The following is a 20,702-nucleotide window of genomic DNA, read 5'->3' on the forward strand; positions in this document are numbered from 1 at the left end:
AGATTATTTCTCATGCGCTTCAAAAACTTTTGGTTAGCAAGATATAAATAAGATTAAACTTAGACAAATACCACTATCGAGGTGTCATTTATGAAGGAACTTTTAATTCAAATTCTCAACTTTTTGGGATTGGCTTGTTGGATGAAACTAACTACGGAAAATCCTAGGTGTACCTATTATTTTGGACCGTTTTTGACGAAAAAAGAAGCTAGGGAAAACCAACAGGGTTATATTGATGATTTACTGGAAGAAGGGGCAAAGGAAATTAAAATTTCCATGAAAAGATTTAAACCCACAGAATTAACTATTTTTGAAGAGTTAGGGGAATTTAATGAGCCTTCTCAAAGGGTTAAGGTTTCAGGCCAACCTTCTTTAAACTTGTAATTATTATTCATTTATTCTCTATCTTGGGGTATAATCTTATAGCCTTCGGTCACTATCACAAGATTTTACCCCAGTAAAAAATGCCCATTAGACAACAACCCAGAAGAACCGCCAGAGTTTTGGCACTGCTTAGTTTAGCTCAATTCCGTGGCAATGCGGAAAAGATAGAGCAGTTAGAAATTAATGATTTATTGTTAGGGGCAATCCGTAGTTTGACCACAGAGGTAGAAAATGCTTTGGAAACTGCTTCTGATGAGTTGAATCGCAGTAATGAACAGATTTTTAAGAGTGAAACTCGCACCACTAATGTGGGTAGTGCCAAGGAAATGTTAAAAGATGCGATCGCCTTTACCCAAAAAGCTATTAACCGTCTTGGTACTGTGTTAGAGTTACCTGAATTTGTCCAACTTTCTCAACAGGCACAAGTGAGGGAATATGCTATCGAGTTAATTACCACTGTTAATCGTCGTCAGGGGGAAATTAACCAAATGTTGGACGATGTAATGATTGATTGGAAACTTAATCGTTTGTCTCTAATTGACGGTAATATTTTGCGCATTGCGGTTGCGGAAATGGCTTTTTTACAAATTGAGCCAAAGGTGGCTATTAATGAGGCGGTGGAAATGGCAAAAACCTATTCTGATGATGATGGTTTCCGTTTTATTAATGGCGTTTTAAGAAAAATTAGTGATCAACTTACGAAGTAGGTGTTGGGTGGTAGAATTTAAAACTTTTACTATTTAGCAACAATTCCAGACCATTGGATATTTTTTTCGTGGGTGCGACGGTAGGAAAAAAACCGCTCAGGGTTTTGATAGGTGCAATAAGGGGCGATCGCAATTTGTTCTTTTTCGATACCCTTTTGTTGTATTTGAGTATTTATTACTTGGGTTACGTTTAACCTTACCTTACCTTCTTCATTGTCCTCTAAAATAACTTTGTTGAGGGAGTTGTAACCTTGGGTCAAAATTTCTTGGTCTGTGCCTTCAAAAATGGTTGATAATACCTGTAATGCCACAGGAATATCCACTTGATACACTTCTCCATGAATAGCCGGCCCTAGGGCAAAGAGTAAGTCTTCTTTTTTTGAGCCTAACTGGTCGAAAAGTGCGATCGCATCAGGGACGATTTCTGAAGCAGTGCCACGCCACCCAGAATGAATGGCACATACTTTTCCTAAAGTGCGATCGGCCATCAAAACTGGGGTACAATCAGCACTAGCCACCCATACCGACTCTAGGGGTTTTTCCGTAATAATGCCATCTCCCTGAGAATAGATAACATTACCCTTCTCATCCTTCCTCACTTCTACCGCCGAGGTGGAAAAAATAATATTAGTGTGAATTTGTTTGAGACGAAAAGCCTTTGCCGAATCATCCAGATATTGGCTCAAAACCTTGGGTGGTTGCCCTGCAAAATCCACTGAAAAAAAACCATGACACCAATCTTTTAACAATTCACAGGTCAAAAATTCTCCTTGGGAAGTAGATTTCCATTGCCACGGAGAAGCATGAGATGATGAATAGGTCATGGTGGGATGATTTTTGATAATAATCAATAAAAATAAATTTCTTATATTTTAATCAAATTTCTCACTATTTAACCAAAATTATTTTACTAATTATAATCCTCGAAAAAATATTAATTCAATTCCTTGGCAATAATAGAGTTTCTACCATTTTCTTTGGCTAAATAAAGGGCCTTATCAGCTAGTGCAATTAAATCTGAAGATGAATGATTTTGAGTGGGAATTGTGGTTGTAATACCCATACTTAATGTTATTTGATTACTTACATCAGAATATTCGTGTTTTAATTCTAAACTTTTGATATTTTCTTGGATTAACTTCCCCATTGCGATCGCATCTTGGGTGCAAGTATAGGGTAAAATAATAATAAATTCCTCCCCTCCAAATCGTGCCACTAATTCCCCTGGGCGTTTCACTCACCACAGCACTAAGAGAATGGGCAATTTTTCTCAAGCACTTATCCCCCTGTAGATGCCCATAACCGTCATTATAAGCCTTAAAAAAATCCACATCCGCCATAATAACGGATAAATGATTTTCCTGTCTCAGATGTCTTTGCCACTCATTTTTTGGAGAACTATTAATTTGTTTCCACAGGTATCTTTCCATCAAATCAAAGTCTTCATAGTTGAGGATTCCTAAGTCACGGTTGTCCAGATTTCGTAGATTAATGTTTAAGGGTTGGGATAAATAATTATTTAGTTGTTGTGATATTTTACTGTTTATTTCTATGGGTATTTGTAGGGCAATTTCTTCCACAGCTTTACTACTATTCTGGAAGGAAACATAACCCACTAAGCTAACGCTAATAACAAGGGGAGCAACGAAAAGAACAATGATTTTAAAGCGCAGAGAGGTGAATGGTTGCATAAGAGATGAAGAAGTAAAAAATATTTATTATGTAGTTGGTTTAAATGAAAATACTTAATAAAAATAATTGCTATGTAAAACTATTTACCCAGTGATGAGGAGGTAAAATAAGCAGAAAAAATGAATTAAAGTTTAATAGAGTTGTTGCGAAATAGGTTTTTTGAAAGATTCAGTCCTAATTTAACAAGGGTTTCAGATACGCAGATATTTAATTCGCAACAAGTCTAATGGTTTATTATCCATTATCCATTATCCATCATCCAGAGGTGCAGATATAAGTAAAATAGAGAGATTGAAACTCTCGTTAAATATAAAAAATTATGAGTCAATTTGATTATGATTTAGTTATTATTGGTGCTGGTGTGGGTGGCCATGGTGCTGCTTTACACGCCGTTAAGATGGGTTTAAAGACTGCCATCATCGAAGCGGCTGATATGGGTGGTACTTGTGTTAACCGTGGTTGTATTCCTTCTAAGGCTCTTTTGGCAGCTTCTGGCAAGGTTCGGGAATTGGCTGATACTTCCCATCTACAGGAAATGGGTGTAAGTGTTGGTGATATTACTTTTGACCGCAGTGCGATCGCCCATCATGCCAATGATTTAGTAAGTAAAATTAGGGGAGACTTAACCAATAGTTTAAAAAGATTAAAGGTTGAAACCATCAGAGGTTGGGGAAAAGTGGTTGCCCCCCAAAAGATAGCGGTAGAAACTGAATCAGGGGAAAAAACCATTACCGCCAAAGAAATTATGCTCTGCCCAGGCTCAGTGCCTTTTGTGCCAAGGGGTGTAGAGATTGATGGTAAAACTGTATATACCAGCGATGATGCCGTAAGATTGGAGTCTTTGCCCCAATGGATAGCGGTGATTGGTAGTGGTTATATCGGCTTAGAATTTGCTGATGTTTATACTGCCCTTGGCTCAGAAATTACCATGATTGAAGCCATGGATAACTTAATGCCCACTTTTGACCCCGATATTGCTAAAATCGCCCAAAAGGTATTAATCAGCAGTCGTGACATTGAAACCTATACGGGTGTATTCGCCACCAAGGTAATCCCTGGTACCCCTGTAATGATTGAGTTAACCGATGCGAAAACCAAGGAAGTGGTGGAAGTGTTGGAAGTGGATGCCTGTTTGGTAGCCACGGGGCGCATTCCTGCCACCAAAAATCTGGGCTTAGAAAACTTAGGCATCGAAACTGAAAGAGGTTTTGTCCCTGTCAATGACAAAATGCAAGTGTTAAAAGATGGTGAGGTAGTACCCCATCTCTGGGCAGTGGGTGATGCTAATGGCAAAATGATGTTAGCCCATGCGGCTTCTGGGCAAGGAATTGTAGCGGTAGAGAATATGTGTGGCAATGAAAAAACCATCGATTATCGTAGTATTCCGGCCGCTGCTTTTACCCATCCTGAAATTAGCTATGTGGGGCTTAATGAGCCTCAAGCCAAGGAGTTGGGCAAAAATGAAGGTTTTGAAGTGGGAACGGCTAAAACTTACTTTAAGGCGAATTCTAAGGCGTTAGCGGAGAAAGAAACTGATGGTATCGCCAAGGTTATTTACCGTAAGGATACAGGAGAGTTGTTAGGGGTACATATTATTGGTATCCATGCTTCTGATTTGATTCAAGAGGCGGCAAATGCGATCGCATCTCGTCAATCAGTCCACGAATTAGCTTTTAATGTTCATGCCCATCCTACCCTTTCTGAAGTGCTTGATGAGGCTTACAAACGAGCTAGTTAAGCATATCATCTCGGGTTTTTGAACCATACTTGCATTTATCGTTTATTGGCAATGGGCCCCGAGCCCATTGTTCGTTTTATTAGTATATTTTTTTACGGATCTTGTACTATGTAATTCCCTAAACAAATCCCCCAAATTATGGGGGACTTTTATTACAAGTAATTATTTCGAGTGTTGTATTTGATAAAAATTTATTATGAATTATACATTCTCAATTATCAATTACTCTTCTGCCTACATTCTTTCGATAATCTTTTGAACAATTTGCACCCCAGTAAACGCCTGCCAAGCAAAAATACCTAACATGGTCATATTTAAACCCACATGGGATAAACGAGCGACACTATTACCTTTTTGCATGTAAGGTACCAAAGAAGCAGAAGTAGTCACCATGGCCATCATACCTAAACCAGCGAGAAGGTGAGGCCCTACAAACAATTTACCACTGTTAATATAAGTAACAGCCATACCGCCCACAGTACCGAAAACGATTAAAGCCATAAACAAAGAGCCTACTTTGTGATGACGGTTGATAAAATTACCTTTGATTAATTCTTTTCTTTCTTCCTTGTCTGCCTGACGAAGACGCTTTACCTTAATACCTAAATAAAGGGAATAAATTGCCGTACCGAATAACACCCACATTAAAACGGGATGGGCAAACTGTGACCATACTTTAACTGATTCCATTTGTTTTCCTCAATCGATCTAAAAACTAATTATAAAACTTAATATAAGTTAACATAAAAGTAGCAAATCCCGTAAATGCACAGAGTACCGAGATTATGTCACAATCAAAAGGAGATAGTTTAAGCTCAAAGTGAGAAAAAAGAATATGAATTCACCTATTCAAGCAGTACAAGCACCCTACCGAGGTGATGCTTCCTATCGTACACCACCCCCGGACTTACCTTCATTATTGTTGAAGGAGAGAATTGTTTATTTGGGTTTACCCCTTGTTTCTCCTGATGAATATAAGGATCAAATTGGTCTTGACGTGACAGAATTAATCATTGCTCAATTGTTATTTTTACAATTTGATGATCCCGATAAACCTATTTATCTATATATCAATTCCACTGGGACATCTTGGTATGGTGGCGATTCCATTGGTTTTGAAACCGAGGCTTTTGCTATTTGTGACACCATGAGCTACATTAAACCCCCTGTGCATACCATTTGCTTAGGTCAAGCCATGGGTACGGCAGCGATGATTTTGGCTTCTGGCACAAAAGGATGTCGGGCGAGTTTACCTAATGCAACCATCATCTTACACCAATCTCGTCAAGGGGCGCAAGGACAAGCTACGGATATTCAAATTAGAGCCAGAGAAGTTATTACCAATAAAAGGGTAATGATGAATATTTTGGCTGATAAAACTGGGCAACCAGTGGAAAAAGTAGAAAAAGATACCGATCGCATGTTCTACATGAATCCTCAACAGGCAAAGGAATATGGATTAATCGATCGCGTCTTAGAAAGTAGCAAAGACTTACCATCCCCCGCCCTAACTACTATTTAACCCTTAAAATAAGGGGCGATCGCCCATATATCTACTCGCCAGAGCGCCCCTAACCAAACCAAAATAAATTAAAATAACCATAAGAATAAGAGGAAAAAAGATGCCCATTGGAGTACCAAGAGTTCCCTATCAAATGCCCGGTCAAGCCTACAGCGACTGGGTTAATATATACGATCGCCTTTATCGTGAGCGTATCATCTTCCTTGGTAGAGGCGTAAACGATAGTTTAGCAAACCAAATCATTGCCGTCATGTTGTATCTCGACTCAGAAGACAACAACAAACCCATCTACCTGTATATCAACTCCCCTGGAGGGTCTGTCACCGCAGGAATGGCAATTTATGATACCATGCAACATATCAAATCAGAAGTTGTCACCATCTGTGTTGGTTTAGCCGCCTCCATGGGAGCATTCCTACTCGCCTCTGGTGCCAAAGGTAAAAGACTCGCCCTACCCCACTCCCGAATCATGATTCACCAACCCCTAGGAGGCATTCAAGGGCGCCGTCAAGCCACCGACATCGAAATTGAAGCCAAAGAAATTATACGCATCAAAAACGATCTTAACCGCATCATGGCATTCCATACAGGTCAAACTATCGAAAAAATTGAAAAAGATACCGATAGAGATTACTTCATGTCTGCCCACGAAGCCAAAGAGTATGGTCTAATCGATAAAGTTATTGAAGATAGAGTATAGTCTATAGTACACCTGTACATTGACAAATCCTTAACCTATCCTTTACACTAATCATTGTGTGGGGAGAAAATAAGAAAGAGGATCGAGACGAAACAAGGTAAGTCGCCGATTCTCTCTCTTTTTTTTTTACCAAAGAAAACCCCCAAAAACATTTGGAGGAGTTGCTTAAACCATTACTGATTTTTTATTAATTAGTAGTTTGAGAAGTAAACATCTCTTTTAATTTACTTAGCTCATCAGCCCAACGAGGATCAGGTTGTGCAGAATCCGCCACAGAGAAAGACTTGCTACCAGATTTTGAAGAAGTTTTACGACCTTTTTTCGCCTTTTTCGCCCCAGTACGCTTACTAGGTTTTTCAGTTACTTTTGCAACCTCAGCACTAGATTCCACTTCCCCTGCATCACCTTCAGAACCTTCTTTTTCATTTTTGTTACGAGGTAAAGCCTTCTCAATGAATAAAGTAAAATCATTACCTTCTTCATCTTTGAAAGGTTCGCCGTTATAAATCAAAGTTTGGTCATTATACTTTGTAATGAATTCATCGGCCGCTTCATCACTGGGTACAGTTACAAAACCAAACCCACGACATTCATTTTTTTTACGTTCCTTAATAAGTTTAGTAGTGAAGGGAGGTTCAAACTCACTAAACATTTTTTCCAAACTTTCTTTTTCTAATTCTGCTTTGGGTAATTTTACATAAAGACGTACAGACATTTTATATCCTCCAAAGATTAAATATTTACTAAAATTTTCTAACTATATAATTATCACCCCAGAATAACCCACACTCAGACAACAAAAAAGTTAGTATGCTAAAATCAGCCACTAACTGCTTCTTATCAATTTCTATTTTATTATCGGCTCTGTGTGCCTTTACAACCATTTCTTGCTTTAATACCAAGGTTAAATTGAAGAATTTTGAGGAAGTTTTGAACTCGAGTAAGGACGATCTGAAGTTTGACTATTTTTTGTTAATTTAAAATTACCATTACAACTATAATAGTACCAGATTGTTGACACTCCCCACGAATAAATTCAGGGGATTCTAATTTCAACCACCCAACTTATCAGCCAAACTATCGCTTAGCTGACAGAGGTTGATGTGTCCATTTGCGTTTACCAGTTCAAGACTAGAAGTTAGGGGCTGCCCATCCCTACTTAATTCTCTCAATGCTCTAGCTAATACCAAATCCTACATTAAAAGTAGACTAATAACTATCATTAACCTCAATGATTTCAAGTAAATAGATATACTATCTAAATAGGATTTTGTATGAGGTCAGTATCGTATGATAATCTTGTCATGTTTTTCATTCAGTTATTAACCAAAATATTCCACATCAAGACTTTTCAAACAGGTTCTTAGATATTTTTTAAAACCTTTAAAAGAACTTGAGCTTTTAGCTTTATCTCCTCAAATTCTTGATCTTTATCAGAAAGGGCAGTGATTGCACCCCCTACACCAATGGTAGTTTTATCTTTCGTCACGATGGCAGTACGAATGACAATATTGAGATCCAGAGTACCATTAAAGCTCAAAAAGCCGACACTACCTGAATAAATACCCCTCGCTTCCGTTTCCAGTTGATCAATTATTTTGAGGGTACGTTTTTTTGGGGCTCCTGTCATGGAACCCCCGGGGAATATATATCTCAAGCAATCCAGGGTAGTAATTCCTTGTTTGAGTTTACCCCTAACGGTGGATACCATTTGATGGACACTGCTATAACTTTCGATCGCCATTAACTTTGGTACAGATACACTACCGATCTCGCAAATTTTGCCCAAATCATTGCGTAATAAGTCAACTATCATCAAATTTTCGGCTTTTTCTTTTTCACTGAGACTCAATTGCTGTCGTAGTTGCTCATCTTCTTCTTTTGTAATGCCCCTTCTCACCGTGCCTTTTATAGGTTTGGACTCTAGCCAACCTTGTTTGTCAAGGTGTAAAAATCGCTCTGGAGATGAACAGATAATGGTGGCATCTTCCCATTGAATAAAGGCACTATAAGGGGCTGGGTTTTCTTTTCGCAAACGGCAATAGTATTCTAAAGGGTTATCAATGGGAGGTAAATTTATTTGATTTGTTAAACATATTTCATAACTTTCTCCTTGTTTAATTTTCTCGAAACAAATATCGATATTATCAAGATATTGTTGTTTATTTCTAGTTAAATAAATTTCTTTTTTATACTCTATTTTTTCTTTATTTAAAGTTTGCTTAGATACTTTTAATAGCTTTATTTCTATTTTTTTAAACCATTTTTGTGCTTCACTATCTTCTCCTTTTTTACCTATATATAATAAATAAATTTCTTTTTTTTGATGGTCAAAAGCTAAAGTGCGATCGCCCTTAATCAAATAACAATCAGGTAGAGAGGAAGTATACTTATTCTCATATCCTGATAACTGCTTCAATTCATAACCAAAATAGCCTACTAAACCACCACAAAAATTAAAAGGTAAATTGTCATCATCACAGTAATATTTCTTTAATAAACCATCTAAATACTCATAAAAATCTACATTATTTAATATTTCTTGATTACCTTTTTTGTTGATAAATATTTGATTATTGTTAACGTTATACTTGATAGTAAAACTTTTATCTCCTTGAGTATCTCCCATAAAAGAAAAACGAGATAAACCTTCAGCAATCATGCTACTATCAAGCCAAAAAGTATTATGTGATAAGCTGTAAAGATTTTTAAAAACTAATTCTGGGTCTTGCCAATTAGTAATCTTATGATAGTAAATTTTATATATATAGCGTTTTTCGTCTTTTTTAAAATATTTTTGTTGTGATTCTATAAAATATTTAATACTTCTTTTTTTATGATAATCAATAGTTATTTTTTTGAAATTATTTAATAACTTATAGCCATATTGAGAACAGATTGATTCAGGATGAAATTGAACACCCCAAAAAGGTTTATATTTATGGCGAATTGCCATGATTAAATTATCATCAGTATGGGCGATCGCCTCTAAATCATTACCTAAACTATCAATGATCAAAGAATGATAACGTACCACCTCAAAACCAGAAGGAATACTCTCAAAAAGAAGATCATTATCATGATAAATTTTGCTCATTCTCCCGTGCATCGGTATGGGAGCTTTACTAATAGTTGAACCGTAATAATAGCCTAGTCCCTGATGTCCTAAACAAATTCCTAAAATAGGAATATTTGCCTTTGTTAAAACTTCTGCACATACCCCAAAATCTTGTTTTTTAGAAGGATTACCAGGCCCGGGAGAAATAACGATATTATCAAATTTTTCCGCCTTAATTCGTTCCCAAGACCATTGATTGTTAGTAATAACAGTGGGAGATACTTGATTAACTTGGGCTAATAATTGATAGATATTGTGGGTAAAAGAATCGAAATTATCAATTATTAAACTTCTCATTAAAATACAACAGACAGAATATATCTAAATTTCTCTTAAAATTGTAACCTGTATTTATCAGGGGTTGTTACATTTAGCGATGATTTTTAGTGTAGCCAAGGAATCAAGAATCTCAAATACTTTATCAATAATTCATAATTGATCACAAATGCCATTTGCCTATTAAACACCAAGGAACAGTAAAATATAAAGTAAAAAGAACAGCAACTATCTGTATAAATTGATGCAAACTATAGAACAACCGATCGCCCCTAGTGCGGAAGATAAACTATTTGATACCACCATTCACCGTCGCCAAACCCGTGCCGTAAAAGTGGGTGATGTCACCATCGGCGGAAACAATCCCGTGGTTGTACAATCAATGATTAACGAAGACACTTTGGACATAGATGGCTCAGTGGCTGGAATTCGTCGTCTTCATGAGATTGGTTGCGAAATTGTAAGGGTGACAGTGCCTAGTATGGCCCATGCCAGAGCCTTAGCAGAAATTAAGCAAAAATTAGCCCAAACTTATCAACCCGTGCCTTTAGTGGCCGATGTCCATCACAATGGCATGAAAATTGCCCTCGAAGTGGCCAAACACGTTGACAAAGTTAGGATTAACCCCGGTTTATATGTGTTTGAAAAGCCTAAGGGCGATCGCACCGAATACACCGAAACAGAATTTGCAGAAATCGGAGAAAAAATCAAAGAAACTCTCGAACCCTTAGTTATTTCCCTACGGGATCAAGGAAAAGCTATGCGTATTGGTGTAAACCATGGTTCATTAGCCGAAAGAATGCTTTTTACCTATGGGGATACCCCAGAAGGTATGGTAGAATCAGCCCTCGAATTTATCAAAATTTGCGAATCCCTCGATTTTAAAAACTTAGTCATCTCCCTCAAAGCCTCCAGAGTTCCTGTAATGCTTTGTGCTTATCGCTTAATGGTCAAAAAAATGGATGAACTAGGCATGGATTATCCACTCCATCTTGGCGTTACCGAAGCAGGAGACGGCGAATATGGCAGAATTAAATCTACCGCAGGGATTGGAACTCTACTAGCAGACGGCATCGGCGACACCATCAGAGTATCCCTCACCGAAGCCCCAGAAAAAGAAATCCCAGTGTGCTACAGCATCCTCCAAGCCCTTGGATTACGCAAAACCATGGTGGAATATGTTGCCTGTCCCTCTTGCGGTAGAACTTTGTTTAACCTAGAAGAAGTATTGCACAAAGTCAGAGAAGCCACCAAACACCTCACAGGATTAGACATTGCGGTAATGGGTTGTATCGTGAACGGGCCAGGGGAAATGGCCGATGCAGATTATGGCTATGTGGGCAGACAACCCGGTTTTATCTCCCTTTACCGTGGACGGGAAGAAATCAGAAAAGTACCCGAAGCCGAAGGGGTTGAACAACTTATTCAGCTTATTAAAGATGATGGCAGATGGGTTGATCCTTAAATATTACAGGGTGGGCATTGCCCACCAGTTAAAATATGATTTAATTTTCCAAAAGATAAATGACCAAAAATAAAAATCTGATCTTCCATTGTTTTCGTCTCTAAAAAAACCATAAAACCCCCATATATTAACAAAAGTTTACAATAAAGGGCAAAATAAGAACCTATTTTAAGGGAAAATAAGTAACGTATAATCTTTTAAATCCCAAGAAAATACAGAAAAAAAATATTAGTTTGCCAATTATGAAAAGATTTTTTTTAATAATTCTAGCTGGGATGTTTTTAATGTGGCAGTCTTTCACTGGCACTGCAAATGCACTCAGTTTAAGCGAAGAACTTCGCACTGTTCCTTTAAATGATCAAGGGGATTTAATCACCCTTAGTAACCAAGAAGCTCAATTAGGTTCTCAATTATTTGTAGCTAGTTGTACTCAGTGTCATATTCAAGGTAAAACCAAAACTAACCCTAACGTAGGTCTTAGTATTGAAGCACTTTCCAATGCAATTCCTGCAAGGGACAATGTTTTAGCTTTGGTTGACTACATGAAATATCCCACTACTTATGACGGTGAAGATGATCTTTCTTTATTACACATGAACACTGACAGATCCGATATTTGGTCTGAAATGAGAAATTATACTGATGATGACCTAGAGGCGATCGCAGGTTACATCTTAATTCAAACTCAAGCTGATCCCAAATGGGGTAAACGTTCCTTAATCGAACCGTAATCCTTAAGCTAGTTTGTTAGGCTTTCTAGGGGCTAATGTATAGCCCCCTTTTTTTGACAAAAAAAATCCCCTCGCCCATGGGGAGAGGGGTTTGAAGAAAAACTAATTATTTTTTCAACCAGCTAAACATAGCACGTAAATCCTTACCAACTTCCTCAATAGGCTGTTCGGCTTCTTGACGACGCATCGCAGTAAATCCAGGTTTACCAGCCTGATTTTCTAAAACGAACTCACGAGCAAACTGTCCAGATTGAATTTCACTAAGAATTTTCTTCATCTCCGCACGGGTTGCATCAGTAACAACACGAGGGCCACGGGTATAATCTCCGTACTCAGCAGTATTAGAAATACTACTACGCATAGAAGCCAAACCACCTTCAACAATCAAGTCAACAATTAACTTAACTTCGTGTAAGCACTCAAAATAAGCAATTTCAGGTTGATAACCAGCAGAAACCAAAGTTTCAAAACCAGCCTTAATCAACTCAGACAAACCGCCACATAATACAGCCTGTTCACCGAATAAATCAGTTTCAGTTTCCTCTCTAAAGCTAGTTTCTAAAATACCAGCACGGGTACCACCCACACCCTTAGCATAAGCCATGGCTAAATCACGGGCTTTTCCACTAGCATCCTGATATACCGCAAATAAAGCAGGTACACCCTGACCTTGTTCATAGGTCCGTCTTACAAGGTGTCCAGGTCCTTTGGGGGCAATCATTACCACATCCACATCCGCAGGAGGTACTATTTGACCAAAGTGGATATTAAAACCATGGGCAAAAGAAAGAATATTACCAGCACTCAAGTTAGGAGCGATCTCGGTTTCGTAGATGGTGCGCTGAACCTCATCAGGTAAAAGAATCATGATCCAGTCAGCCATAGAAGAAGCCTCAGCAACGCTATAAACCTTTAAGCCTTCCGCTTCTGCCTTGGCAGTGGATTTACTACCTTCATACAAACCAACAATGACATTAACACCACTTTCCTTTAAATTAAGAGCGTGGGCATGACCCTGAGAACCATAACCGATAATAGCAACGGTTTTATTAGTAAATAAATCTAAGTTGGCATCATTATCATAGTACATTTGAGCCATTATATAATTACCTCAATATAAAATTTTCAATTTAGTAAGCAATCTTATATCATAGCCTATTAATTGCTACTTGGTAATTACAGTTTGATGAAAAAGTGCTTAGGTTGAGAGAGGGGATCAAGAATAGTTTTCAATGGTTGAAACCTAACACCTAATCCCTGACACCTAACACCTTATATTTAATATTCCTCCTCATATTCAGGCATTTTTTGCTTTTGGGGAATATTCACTTTTTGAGGACGATATTCATCTTCATCATCCCAAACATCTTCCTCCATCAAATCAGCATTGTAACTATCCACCTCACGGGTCGCAGACTCATAACGAGGAGAGGCTTGTCTTTCAAGGGTATCTTCTCCCCAGTTATCCCCTTCATACTCCTCCTCTTCATATAAAGGAGCAGAACGTTGACGACGGGCAGGGGGAGCCACAGGACGGACTTCTTCCCATTCATCTTCTTCCCAATTATCTCTGGCGATGACAGGAGGTTGAGTTTTAATCGGTGGTGCCACGGGACGAACAGGCATTCCCGTAGGTAACTGATTTTCTGGGGGAGTAGTAGGAGCATAGTACATATCATCATCATCCTTTTCCCAAGGAGGACGACCAATGCCCAAACGTTCTAAAACGCCTACGGTAATTTGAGTTATGCGTTCTTCTGCTCCCTCGAAAACAATTATTCGATTAGGTCCACTACTAACGATTTCATCCACAGATATTTCATAGGTGCTAATTAATTGGTCTGGGATTTGAGGATAACCCAAAGTAGCAATGGTTAGGGAATCAACTTCTCCTGTTTCTTGGTTAAACTGAAAGTCTCTAACCTTTCCTAGAGGTTCACCAGTTTCTGTAACTACTTCACAATTAATTAATGCACTATAAAGTTCTATATTAATATCTTCGATCGCATCTTCACTTTCGACTAAAACCACATCTCCTGTTTGGGAAACACTATCAATATACATATACTTGGGAATGCCCGATAGTGCCAACATATTATCTCGCAAACCAAAAGCGACCACTTCTCGGCGATCAACATCCACCAATACTTCTTTAATTACTCCTAGCCTTTTACCAGTGCTTCGAGTAATTACCTGTGTATTTAAAAACTCATTGCGTAAACGACTTTGTTCACTTGCCATAATAATTTATATATAAAATACGAACTAAATTTATCTAATAACCCTTGTCCACTGCTAGTGCTATGATAATAACTCAAAATCAATAAAAATAGCAGAAAACAAAAGATAAGAGAAACCCAAGGCAGGTTTAGCTATAAATAATTAACCCTTGCGCCTCAAGTTACTTTATCTTCTATCTTAAGAGATTTTAATTAGCTTCTGATTCGACCACCTTTTCTGGTTCATCCTTAAACACAGCCTTAAGTAAAGGAGGAGCAACAAATGTCGTGGCAATTACCATCACAATGATAGCCGCTTCCGTGGCAGGGGATAAAGCACCACTAGCTGAACCTACCCCAGCAAATACTAAACCAACCTCTCCTCGGGGTATCATACCCACCCCAATGGCAAGTTTATTAATCTCAGGTTTGCCCCAGATGGTGAAACCAGTAATTACTTTACCAACGATCGCCACTACAATAAGGAATGAAGCAATAATTAAACCTTCACGATTACTAGGAATAGCAGGGTTCAACACCCCTAAATCAGTTCTTGCCCCCACACACACAAAGAAAATAGGTACAAATAAATCCGCCACGGGAATAATCTGCTCTTCTAATTCCTTTCTTTTCTCCGTTTCAGCTAAAACTAATCCTGCGGCAAAAGCACCCAAAATACCTTCTAACTGAATAATATTTGCTACATAAGCTAGTAAAAAAGCAAAAATGATACCTGTAATTAAAACTTGTCCTCTGGTCTTCATTTGATTAACCAAACTCACCAAAAAAGGAGAGATTAATCGACCAATTAAAATAGTACCAATCAAAAAAGTACCAGCACTAACAATAAGAATCAGAATTTGACTAACTTCCACTTCTCCTGTTTTAACTAAGCTACCCACTACTGCTAAAACAATAATTCCTAAAATATCATCCAATACCGCCGCCCCGATGATAATTTGTCCTTCCGTAGAACTTAATTTACCTAATTCAGCCAATACCTTGGCAGTAATCCCGATACTTGTAGCCGTGAGAGCCGCCCCTGCAAATACAGAAGGAATTACGGGTAAACCAAAGAGAAAGACTAAACCTGCAGTTCCCATCACAAAGGGAGCTACAACCCCCACCACCGCCACAATGGCTGCAGAAGGACCTACCCTGATTAATTCTTTTAAATCTGATTCTAAACCAATTTCAAATAAAAGAATGATTACCCCCAATTCCGCTAGGACAGAGATAACCTCACTCATGCTCTCGAATACTAATTCTGTTCCCCCAGGGCTCAGATTAGCAGTAGATTGGAGCAGTTGAATGATAAGGGAGTCGGTGGCTTCCATTCCTCCTTCGGGAAATACGAGGAATTTGAGGGCAGAAACCCCAATGACTACACCGCCTACTAATTCACCTAATACGGAAGGAAGGTTAATTCTGGAACAAAGTTCTCCCCCTAATTTACTGGCAAAATAGATGATAACTAAACTAAGTAAAACTCCTGCTAAAACCAAGGATGGTTCTGCTGTTTCTGTTTCTGTTGCAAAAATAGGATAAAACCAAGACATAAATTTTTATACTTTCACCCACAAAAATCTGTACTTCATATCTCCCTTAGATTATCACACGGAGTTTCTGTTTATTGTTCATTACAGTTGTTTGGAATTTCTAATGTATGATATATGCTCAGGTTTTTAATGTGATTTTTATAAATTAAATGTATGATTAATTATTATCTTTATTAAATATTGCTATGAAATATTTTACTCTGCTGATTAGTTGGGTGCTATTGATTTTGCCTCTCGATGCGGTCAGGGCTGAAAGTACCACTATCGATGCTGGAGATGTGGGTTATTTGATGGGTGGTTATATGTGTAAGTCTTTGCTGACTACGGGAAGTATGAATGACCCTGATATTTTGGATGAGTTTGCCCAAGAAGCCACAGAAAAATATAGCGATGAAGAATCAGAGCAGTTTTTATCCTTAATGACTGATTTAATATTGACAGAAAACATAGGAGATGATCCAGCTAGTTTGGAACTGATGAGGGGGGCTTTTGATCACATCATTAATGATGATGATTGTTTTAGGGCATTTCTCAATGAATCTCAGGGGATGGGGTCTGATTCTGAATTTACTGATTAATGAGCGTTAATTGAATATCTTATCTATTTCTTGAGCCATATCAAAGTCTTTTTGGGTAATGCCTCCTTCGTCATGGCTAGTTAGGTTGATGGTGACTTTGTTGTAGGATATTGATATATCTGGGTGGTGTCCTGCGGATTCAGCTGGGCTAACTAATTTATTGACAAAGTCGATCGCCTTTATGAAGTCCTCAAATTTAAAGGTTTTAACGAGTTTTTTGCCCTCGATAGTCCATGATTTTATGCTTTCTAATTTCTGATTAATCTGTTGTTGATCTAATAGCATATTATTTATTTTTATTTGTTGTTTGATCTCGATGTTAGCTTATTTCTTGGGTCTTTTTTTTCGGTAATCCCAACAAGATCATTTGTCATGGGGTGAAGGGGGATGTGCTAGGGGGCGATGATGTAATATCATAATTAAACAAAAAAAATTAGGTATTACATTGGCTATGACTACTCATTTTATTACGGCGGAAGTTGATTTAAAAGAAAATCCTTTGAAGTTTAAAAAGGATGTGGAGGCAAGGTTAAATGAAGAGGGTGAGCCTTTACGTTGGGCTGTGACTGATGTGGATAAGGATAATGAAAAGGCTCGTGTTGAGGCCATTGTGACTAAGTAATTGGTTTATATTTTTTTTGGGACATAGTAGTACTGTGTCCCTCTTTTTTTGACTATTTTCTTTTTATCAAAATGCTTTACAAAAAACCTTATTGTGCGGTGTTAATTGTACCGACGGGCGTAGGTGCTTCTATCGGTGGCTATGCAGGGGATGCTTTGCCTGTGGCGAGGGCTATGGGGCAGGTGTGCGATCGCCTCGTAACCCATCCCAATGTGATGAATGGGGCAAGTTTATATTGGTCAGGGGATAATATTGATTATGTGGAAGGTTATGCCCTCGATAAGTTTGCGGGGGGAGCATGGGGTTTAAAATCCGTCCATCAAAACAGAATTGGGGTGATTTTAGATCAAGCCATAGAGCCTGAATTACGCCATCGTCACCTTCAAGCGGTGGATGCGCTTCGAGCCACGGTGGGCATAAATGTGAGGGATTATATTGTCACGGATGCACCTTTGGATGTGGAATTGAGGGTGGCGGATAGTGGGGCAAGTTGGGGTACTATTGGTAATCCTGATAGTCTTTTGAGGGCAGGGGAAAAGTTGATTAGTCAGGGTATAAATGCGATCGCTGTTGTGGCCAGATTTGCTGATGACAGTGATTCCCAAGCCCTTACCGATTATCGTCATGGTAGTGGGGTAGATGCGCTCGCTGGGGCCGAAGCTGTAATTTCCCATTTATTGGTGAGGGAGTTCCAAATTCCTTGTGCCCACGCCCCTGCTTTGTCTCCTTTACCTTTGGATATAGATATTTCCCCTCGCGCAGCGGCCGAAGAATTGGGATATACATTTTTGCCCTGTGTGTTGGTGGGTTTAAATAAAGCCCCCCAGTTTACCCAAGAAAAAAATAGTCCTAGTTTATGGGCTGAGGATATAGACGCTTTGATAATTCCCCATCATGCCTGTGGGGGTAGTGCGACTCTAAGTTTTGCCCATTCCCATACCCAAATAATTGTGGTAGAAGATAACGAAACCATTATTAAAGTACCTCCTGAACCCCTTAGTATCAAGCCTATTCGGGTCAAATCATACCTAGAGGCGATCGGGGTAATGGTAGCCCATAAAGCAGGAATAAATTTCTCAAGTTTAACCTCCGAAACCCCTAAAACAAGAGAGAATTAATTATCCATTATTATCCTGCAGGGGGTAGATAGTCATTGAATTTTTCTTGATCAAAATGGTAAACAGTACGAATAGGATAAGGAATAACAATATCTTGATTATCAAACGCCTGTTTAATGCTTGTGACAACTTTAGTTTGGATGCGACGAACATCCGCTTGGCGAGAATGGGTCCAATACCTTACCACCAAATCAATAGAACTATCATTAAATGCCACCAAATCAATCTCTGGGGTTGGTTCATGCACCACCCCTTCAATGGTGAGAATAATTTTCTCTAGGATAGCTTTGGCTTGGGGTAAAGAAGTATTGTAATCTACTCCCACCATGAAATCAGTACGTCTGTAGGGAAAAGCAGTCCTAACTTTGATAGCACTGGTAAAAACTGTAGAATTGGGAATGAGAATTTTCTCACCCTGATAAGTTTTTATTTCTGTGGTACGAATATTAATGTTTTCAACAGTTCCTTCATAGTCATCCACTTGAATTTGATCTTGAATAACAAAAGGCTCTTCTAGTAATATTAAAATTCCTGCTAAAAAGTTTTTAAATATGTCTTGAAAAGCAAAACCAATAGCCACAGAACCAAGTCCAAGGGTAGCAATAATGTCTCCTAAACTAAGTCCTGGAAAAGCGACAATAGATGCAATTAGTATCCCTACAATCCAAGTAAGAATATAAGTTGATTTTAGAAAAAGTAGTTGTAGGGAATGACTTTTAACAGTTTTTTCAACAATTTTTTTTGCTACTTTGTGGGAGAATTCGGCTCCATATCTAGTTAGGGCTATAATTATTAAGGCGCTGATGAGAGCGGGAAAAATTTTTACCCCATTGCCAATCAGCTCGTTAATACTATTTTGTATAGTGTTAATAATTTCAGTCATTATCTCTCGTAATTTTAACTACAGTTAGTTTAGCATTAAATTTTATTTTTACTAAATTTACTTATAATTATTATATTTTAGAATAAATTTCACATATTTATAACATTATTTAAACTAGCTCAACTAATTAATATTAAGCATTTATTGTTGCGCATTTTAATTGGTTTAATGATGTTTTTATTTTTGTTGAATATGGGTTAATTTATTTATGTGGGATGATGGGTTATTAACGATCTCATATTATTTGCAATGGTCAATTGATAATATAATAATTCGGTGGTAAAGTAAGCAAACAAAAAATATCATGAAGATAGGTATTCCTAAGGAAATTAAAGATCAAGAGTTTCGTGTGGGTTTAACCCCAGCGAGTGTCAAAATTTTATCTGCCCAAAATCATGAAATTTTTGTGGAAAAAGGTGCCGGTTTGGGTTCGGGGTTTACTGATGAGGATTATGAATTAGCAGGGGCGACTATTACCGACCATGAAACGACTTGGAATCAAGAAATGGTGGTAAAAGTTAAAGAGCCTTTACCGCAAGAATATTCATATATTAAACAAGGACAAATTTTATTTACCTATCTTCACTTAGCAGCCGATCGCACTTTAACCGAATCCCTGATCAAAAGCGGGGTAACGGCGATCGCCTATGAAACCGTACAACTACCCGATGGCAGACTTCCCCTGCTCACCCCCATGAGTATCATTGCAGGACGTTTGTCCGTACAAATCGGGGCTAGATACCTTGAAAAACAACAAGGGGGCAAAGGCATCTTACTAGGAGGAATCCCGGGAGTTGCCCAAGGAAATATCGTTATTCTAGGGGGCGGTATTGTTGGCACAGAAGCAGCCAAAATTGCTGTAGGTATGGGAGCCAAAGTAACCATTTTAGACGTGAATATCGACCGCCTAGCCTACCTAGAAAACATTTTTGGTTCACGGGTAGAACTACTTTACAGCAACTCAGAAACCATTGCCAAAAGCGTAATAAAAGCCGACTTACTCATCGGTGCAGTATTAATCACAGGCAAAAAAGCCCCTATCCTAGTACCCAGAGAATTGGTTAAAAAAATGTCCCTCGGTTCAGTTATTATCGATGTAGCAGTGGATCAAGGGGGTTGCATCGAAACATTACACACCACCTCCCACAGCAAACCTAGTTACATAGAAGAAGGAGTAATCCATCTTGGCATCCCCAACCTACCCGGTGCCGTACCTCGCACCGCTACCCAAGCCCTCAATAACAACACTCTATCCTATGTTATGAAACTTGCTAATCAGGGCATTGGAGCATTAAAACAAGATCCTACCCTAGCTCAGGGGTTAAACGTCCATTATAATCGCCTAGTTCATCCCGCCGTGCAACAAGTTTTCCCTGATTTACCCCAATAA

At 38.4% G+C, this 20,702-nt stretch carries 22 protein-coding genes; 11 read left to right on the forward strand and 11 right to left on the reverse strand.

Annotated features, from left to right (window positions below):
• Positions 1-90: 90 nt before the first annotated feature.
• Together A5482_RS04020 and nusB are read left to right on the forward strand one after the other, a co-directional pair.
• Positions 91-384 carry a DUF1816 domain-containing protein gene (locus A5482_RS04020; RefSeq protein ID WP_069791194.1) on the forward strand — a complete coding sequence of 98 codons (294 nt, stop codon included), beginning with the start codon at positions 91-93 and terminating at the stop codon, positions 382-384.
• An 80-nt stretch (positions 385-464) separates the two neighbouring features.
• Entirely contained in the window at positions 465-1,091 is a 627-nt protein-coding gene (nusB, locus tag A5482_RS04025) for a transcription antitermination factor NusB (protein ID WP_069791195.1), read from the forward strand.
• 29 nt (positions 1,092-1,120) lie between these two features.
• Here nusB and pgeF read toward each other — a convergent pair whose 3' ends face one another.
• The 3 genes from pgeF to A5482_RS04040 form a co-directional block, all read right to left on the reverse strand.
• On the reverse strand, positions 1,121-1,915 hold the full coding sequence (pgeF, locus tag A5482_RS04030) for a peptidoglycan editing factor PgeF (protein WP_446684808.1): 795 nt from the start codon (positions 1,913-1,915) through the stop codon (positions 1,121-1,123).
• A gap of 110 nt (positions 1,916-2,025) precedes the next feature.
• Positions 2,026-2,280 (reverse strand): diguanylate cyclase domain-containing protein, encoded by a 255-nt coding sequence (locus A5482_RS04035; protein WP_255365553.1) that lies wholly within the window; start codon positions 2,278-2,280, stop codon positions 2,026-2,028.
• Entirely contained in the window at positions 2,180-2,782 is a 603-nt protein-coding gene (locus A5482_RS04040) for a diguanylate cyclase domain-containing protein (RefSeq protein ID WP_071891720.1), read from the reverse strand. Before A5482_RS04040 ends, A5482_RS04035 begins: the two co-directional genes overlap by 101 nt.
• 320 nt (positions 2,783-3,102) lie before the next feature.
• Here A5482_RS04040 and lpdA point away from each other — a divergent pair, with 320 nt between their 5' ends.
• Entirely contained in the window at positions 3,103-4,521 is a 1,419-nt protein-coding gene (gene lpdA / locus A5482_RS04045; protein ID WP_069791197.1) for a dihydrolipoyl dehydrogenase, read from the forward strand.
• A 234-nt stretch (positions 4,522-4,755) separates the two neighbouring features.
• On the opposite strand, the gene A5482_RS04050 is transcribed toward lpdA, so the two are convergent.
• Complete coding sequence (locus A5482_RS04050; protein ID WP_069791198.1) at positions 4,756-5,211, reverse strand: DUF4079 domain-containing protein; 456 nt, start codon at positions 5,209-5,211, stop codon at positions 4,756-4,758.
• 145 nt (positions 5,212-5,356) lie between these two features.
• Between A5482_RS04050 and A5482_RS04055 the strand changes: the two genes are divergently transcribed.
• Together A5482_RS04055 and A5482_RS04060 are read left to right on the forward strand one after the other, a co-directional pair.
• Positions 5,357-6,043, forward strand: a complete 687-nt coding sequence (locus A5482_RS04055) for an ATP-dependent Clp protease proteolytic subunit (protein WP_069791199.1) — start codon at positions 5,357-5,359, stop codon at positions 6,041-6,043.
• Positions 6,044-6,143: 100 nt separating this feature from the next.
• Positions 6,144-6,743: an ATP-dependent Clp protease proteolytic subunit gene (locus A5482_RS04060; protein WP_069791200.1), complete on the forward strand. Its 600-nt coding sequence runs from the start codon at positions 6,144-6,146 to the stop codon at positions 6,741-6,743.
• Between the two features lie 187 nt (positions 6,744-6,930).
• Here A5482_RS04060 and A5482_RS04065 read toward each other — a convergent pair whose 3' ends face one another.
• Together A5482_RS04065 and pabB are read right to left on the reverse strand one after the other, a co-directional pair.
• Complete coding sequence (locus A5482_RS04065) at positions 6,931-7,458, reverse strand: RNA recognition motif domain-containing protein (protein WP_069791201.1); 528 nt, start codon at positions 7,456-7,458, stop codon at positions 6,931-6,933.
• 648 nt (positions 7,459-8,106) lie between these two features.
• The gene (pabB, locus tag A5482_RS04070; protein WP_069791202.1) at positions 8,107-10,158 is read right to left on the reverse strand and encodes an aminodeoxychorismate synthase; all 2,052 of its coding nucleotides are present in this window, start codon (positions 10,156-10,158) and stop codon (positions 8,107-8,109) included.
• Between the two features lie 223 nt (positions 10,159-10,381).
• Here pabB and ispG point away from each other — a divergent pair, with 223 nt between their 5' ends.
• Both ispG and psbV read left to right on the forward strand, forming a co-directional pair.
• The gene (gene ispG, locus A5482_RS04075; RefSeq protein WP_069791203.1) at positions 10,382-11,602 is read left to right on the forward strand and encodes a (E)-4-hydroxy-3-methylbut-2-enyl-diphosphate synthase; all 1,221 of its coding nucleotides are present in this window, start codon (positions 10,382-10,384) and stop codon (positions 11,600-11,602) included.
• A 242-nt stretch (positions 11,603-11,844) separates the two neighbouring features.
• The gene (psbV, locus tag A5482_RS04080; RefSeq protein WP_201150074.1) at positions 11,845-12,333 is read left to right on the forward strand and encodes a photosystem II cytochrome c-550; all 489 of its coding nucleotides are present in this window, start codon (positions 11,845-11,847) and stop codon (positions 12,331-12,333) included.
• A gap of 106 nt (positions 12,334-12,439) precedes the next feature.
• On the opposite strand, the gene ilvC is transcribed toward psbV, so the two are convergent.
• From ilvC to A5482_RS04095, 3 genes are all read right to left on the reverse strand, one after another.
• On the reverse strand, positions 12,440-13,432 hold the full coding sequence (gene ilvC / locus A5482_RS04085) for a ketol-acid reductoisomerase (RefSeq protein WP_069791204.1): 993 nt from the start codon (positions 13,430-13,432) through the stop codon (positions 12,440-12,442).
• 179 nt (positions 13,433-13,611) lie between these two features.
• On the reverse strand, positions 13,612-14,574 hold the full coding sequence (locus A5482_RS04090; RefSeq protein ID WP_069791205.1) for a PRC-barrel domain-containing protein: 963 nt from the start codon (positions 14,572-14,574) through the stop codon (positions 13,612-13,614).
• Between the two features lie 187 nt (positions 14,575-14,761).
• Positions 14,762-16,111: a cation:proton antiporter gene (locus A5482_RS04095; protein ID WP_069791206.1), complete on the reverse strand. Its 1,350-nt coding sequence runs from the start codon at positions 16,109-16,111 to the stop codon at positions 14,762-14,764.
• A 185-nt stretch (positions 16,112-16,296) separates the two neighbouring features.
• Between A5482_RS04095 and A5482_RS04100 the strand changes: the two genes are divergently transcribed.
• Positions 16,297-16,689, forward strand: a complete 393-nt coding sequence (locus tag A5482_RS04100; RefSeq protein WP_069791207.1) for a hypothetical protein — start codon at positions 16,297-16,299, stop codon at positions 16,687-16,689.
• 6 nt (positions 16,690-16,695) lie between these two features.
• Here A5482_RS04100 and A5482_RS04105 read toward each other — a convergent pair whose 3' ends face one another.
• Complete coding sequence (locus A5482_RS04105; RefSeq protein WP_069791208.1) at positions 16,696-16,974, reverse strand: 4a-hydroxytetrahydrobiopterin dehydratase; 279 nt, start codon at positions 16,972-16,974, stop codon at positions 16,696-16,698.
• Positions 16,975-17,140: 166 nt separating this feature from the next.
• On the opposite strand from A5482_RS04105, the gene A5482_RS04110 reads away from it, so the two are divergent.
• Together A5482_RS04110 and A5482_RS04115 are read left to right on the forward strand one after the other, a co-directional pair.
• The gene (locus A5482_RS04110) at positions 17,141-17,311 is read left to right on the forward strand and encodes a hypothetical protein (protein ID WP_201150075.1); all 171 of its coding nucleotides are present in this window, start codon (positions 17,141-17,143) and stop codon (positions 17,309-17,311) included.
• Positions 17,312-17,382: 71 nt separating this feature from the next.
• The gene (locus A5482_RS04115) at positions 17,383-18,429 is read left to right on the forward strand and encodes a DUF3326 domain-containing protein (RefSeq protein ID WP_069791218.1); all 1,047 of its coding nucleotides are present in this window, start codon (positions 17,383-17,385) and stop codon (positions 18,427-18,429) included.
• Positions 18,430-18,439: 10 nt separating this feature from the next.
• Here the strand turns inward: A5482_RS04115 and A5482_RS04120 are convergent, their stop codons facing one another.
• Positions 18,440-19,312, reverse strand: a complete 873-nt coding sequence (locus tag A5482_RS04120; RefSeq protein WP_069791209.1) for a mechanosensitive ion channel family protein — start codon at positions 19,310-19,312, stop codon at positions 18,440-18,442.
• Positions 19,313-19,616: 304 nt separating this feature from the next.
• Between A5482_RS04120 and ald the strand changes: the two genes are divergently transcribed.
• On the forward strand, positions 19,617-20,702 hold the full coding sequence (ald, locus tag A5482_RS04125; protein ID WP_069791210.1) for an alanine dehydrogenase: 1,086 nt from the start codon (positions 19,617-19,619) through the stop codon (positions 20,700-20,702).

The organism is Cyanobacterium sp. IPPAS B-1200, from assembly GCF_001747005.2.
In the GTDB taxonomy this organism is placed as follows: Bacteria; Cyanobacteriota; Cyanobacteriia; order Cyanobacteriales; family Cyanobacteriaceae; genus Cyanobacterium.